Below are 2,700 nucleotides of genomic sequence, written 5' to 3' on the forward strand. Positions count from 1 at the left end.
CGATTATTCCGCTGCTTGCATTTGCCGTCATCAATGGCTTCGATTATTCCGCTGCTTGCATTTGCCGTCATCAATGGCTTTCTTATGAGAAAAACGATAAAACATCCAGAATATAAGCCCGTGATGTGGATTCGAGCAGAAAGCATTATTTTGCTTATCATTTTTTTATTTACAGCTATCATGGTAACGCAATCGCCGCCAACTAATATAAGTCATATGGCACKKRACCGCCGACGACCCCCAGGCTGGTGACGAGGCCGAGCGCGGCCAAGGCGAGGTAGTCGTTCAGACCGCCGAATGGCCCACGCGCGCCGTCATGATCCCGCGCGGTCTGGCGCGTGACCGCGGCCTGCAGCGCGACCTGGCCGACCATGGACACCAGCATCGTGGCGACGAGCACCAGCCAGCTCTCCAGCGAGCTCAAGGCCGTGTCGGGTTCGAACAGGTGCGCGCTGGCATAGGTGGTGGCCGCCTCCGGCAAGCCGGAGAAGGCGACCGCCCACAAGAGAAGTTTGACGGGGTCGCGCTTCAGAAGCGCCAAGACGCCCCGGAGGACGCGTCCGCCGTTGAACTGTGTCGGCGCTGCGATGTCGGTCATGATCGGTTGAACACTTGGGCGGCGGTCTCGTAGCGCGCTGCGCGCGACGATCAGGCGATCGAAGAAGGCCTTAGGCGAACACTTCGGCGGTGCGATCGGCCGAGCCGCGGTGACCGCTGCGCAAGCGCATATAGATGGCGGTCATGACCGTCGCGCTCAGAGGCGCGCCCAAGGCGCCGATCAGCGGCACGACACCATAGGCGTTGAGCGGCGCGACGGCGGCCTGGGTAAAGGAGCTCCCGGGTGAAACGATGCGGAAGATCACCCATTCAACGGCGACCACGATCAGGACGGAGGCGACGACCAAGCCCAGCAGCGCCCACCGATGGCCCTTGGTCWGGGTGCGGCTGTGCTTGAAGGCCTCGATGATCCCCATCCGCTCGACGATCACGGCTTGGGTCGCGACGATCCACATCAACGCCACGATCACGCCGGGCACGATCAGCAGCATCGTGCCCGCCATGACGCCCAGGAAATAGAGCGCCTGGACCGCCAACACGGGCAGGGAGAAGCGCAAGCCCTGCCGCAGGGTCTCGCCGAGGGGCGGCGAACGGCCTTGCAGAACCTCGGCGGCGGTCCAGCTGACCGCCGCGATGAACAGGCTGTGCGGCGCCGCCTGGGCCAGCCATGTGCTCAGCCAATTGGCCAGGCCGATGAGATATCCGGCGCCCTTGAAGAGCGGATAGGCGCGAAGCCAGGACGATCCGGCCGTCCCCGTGAAGACCAGGGCGGCGGACAACAGCAGCAGGACCAGACCGCGCTGGATCAGCAACTGTCCGGCGTCGCGGAAGGCGTCACCCATCACGAGCGGCGTACGATGAACCTCGGCCACGATCAGTCGAACACCGAGGCCAGGGCTTCGGGGCCGGTGCCCTCGCGCGAGCCGCGCAGTTCGGAATAGAGGGTCGCCAGGCCGGCGGTGCTGACCAGGGTGGTGATCGTGGCGACCAGCGGATCGGCGACCAGTTGGATGACGCTGAGCGAGCTGGCGAAGCTGCCCATCGTGTCGGCCGTGGGCGCACCCTTGGCCAGGACGAACGGTGCGAAGGCCGCCAGGATCAGGGCGCTCAGCACCCAGGCCGCGATCGCGTACAGCACGAACAGGCCGAAGATCGGCCAGCGCCGGCCACGGGTCAGGTCGCGGCTGCGGCTGAAGGCGTCGAAGACCCCGATCCTCTCGACGACCTTGGCCGGCACCGCCACGGCCCACACCACCATCAGGATCAGGCCGGGGATGATCAGCAGCATGAAGCCGATCGCCAGGCCCAAGGCCGACAGAATCGCCAGGCCGATCAGCGGCAGGCAGTTGCGGACGCCGACCCTCAGGCTGTCGCCGAGCACGACCTTACGGCCGTTGAGGTCGGTCACCGTGGCATGGACGATGGCGGCTTGCAGCACGAAGGCGGCGGCCAGCATCACCAGGCCGCCGATGAAAGTTCCGCCGATCCAGTCGGGCTGGAACGTCGCCCGATCGCCGGCGAAACGCAGTTGGAACATCCCCACCAACAGGTTCGGCAGGCCGCCCAGCAGCAGGGCCAGCAGGGTGAAGGGGACGAAGTTTCGACGGATGACCTCGAAGGTCCCGGAAATCACCCGGCCCATCTCGAAGCTGCGCGAACCCGCGGTCGTGTCGGTCATCTGTGATCGCCCCCAAAAGCTAGGCCGCAGTTCAACCATGCGGTGAACCGAGTGTCCATGGTTTGAGCGTCTATCCCCGTCGCTGCCGAAACGGAGTTGAACAAAATCAGCGCTCTACACAAAAACGCAGGTTTCCGGTCCTTGGGGCCTGGGGCGGCCGCATAATGGCTTCACCTGGAGGCACGGGGAGGGCGCACGTACGGCGACCGATGCGGCTTTCGGGGGCGATCGAGCGGGAAGCTCTGTCGGCTGTGTTGTCCGCGTGCGTAGGGACAGCATCRAACCTTRCGTCTCTGGTGCCGGTCGGGCCTGGAACACAGATACGACGTGACGTGAGGGCTGACTTGGCGRCAGGCGGGCGGTGACGCGCTCGCGGTCCGGGACCAGGGGCGTTGCCCTGGCCCGCCCGTCGGAGGCTTCAAGGCGGCGAGGCCCTAACAGGGCTCAGCGTCGCGGGCTTCCGG

3 protein-coding genes are annotated in these 2,700 nt (G+C 65.2%); all 3 read right to left on the reverse strand.

All coding sequences use genetic code 11. The features are described 5' to 3' along the window. Positions 1-202 precede the first annotated feature (202 nt). Complete coding sequence (locus AC1DZ6_RS23085; protein WP_477099448.1) at positions 203-598, reverse strand: hypothetical protein; 396 nt, start codon at positions 596-598, stop codon at positions 203-205. Between the two features lie 70 nt (positions 599-668). Further along, complete coding sequence (locus AC1DZ6_RS23090) at positions 669-1,430, reverse strand: DUF7847 domain-containing protein (RefSeq protein ID WP_477099449.1); 762 nt, start codon at positions 1,428-1,430, stop codon at positions 669-671. 2 nt (positions 1,431-1,432) lie between these two features. Further along, complete coding sequence (locus tag AC1DZ6_RS23095; protein WP_477099450.1) at positions 1,433-2,236, reverse strand: DUF7847 domain-containing protein; 804 nt, start codon at positions 2,234-2,236, stop codon at positions 1,433-1,435. Between the last annotated feature and the right edge of the window lie 464 nt (positions 2,237-2,700).

The sequence above is a fragment of the Caulobacter sp. P1_B12_2 genome, from assembly GCF_056406675.1.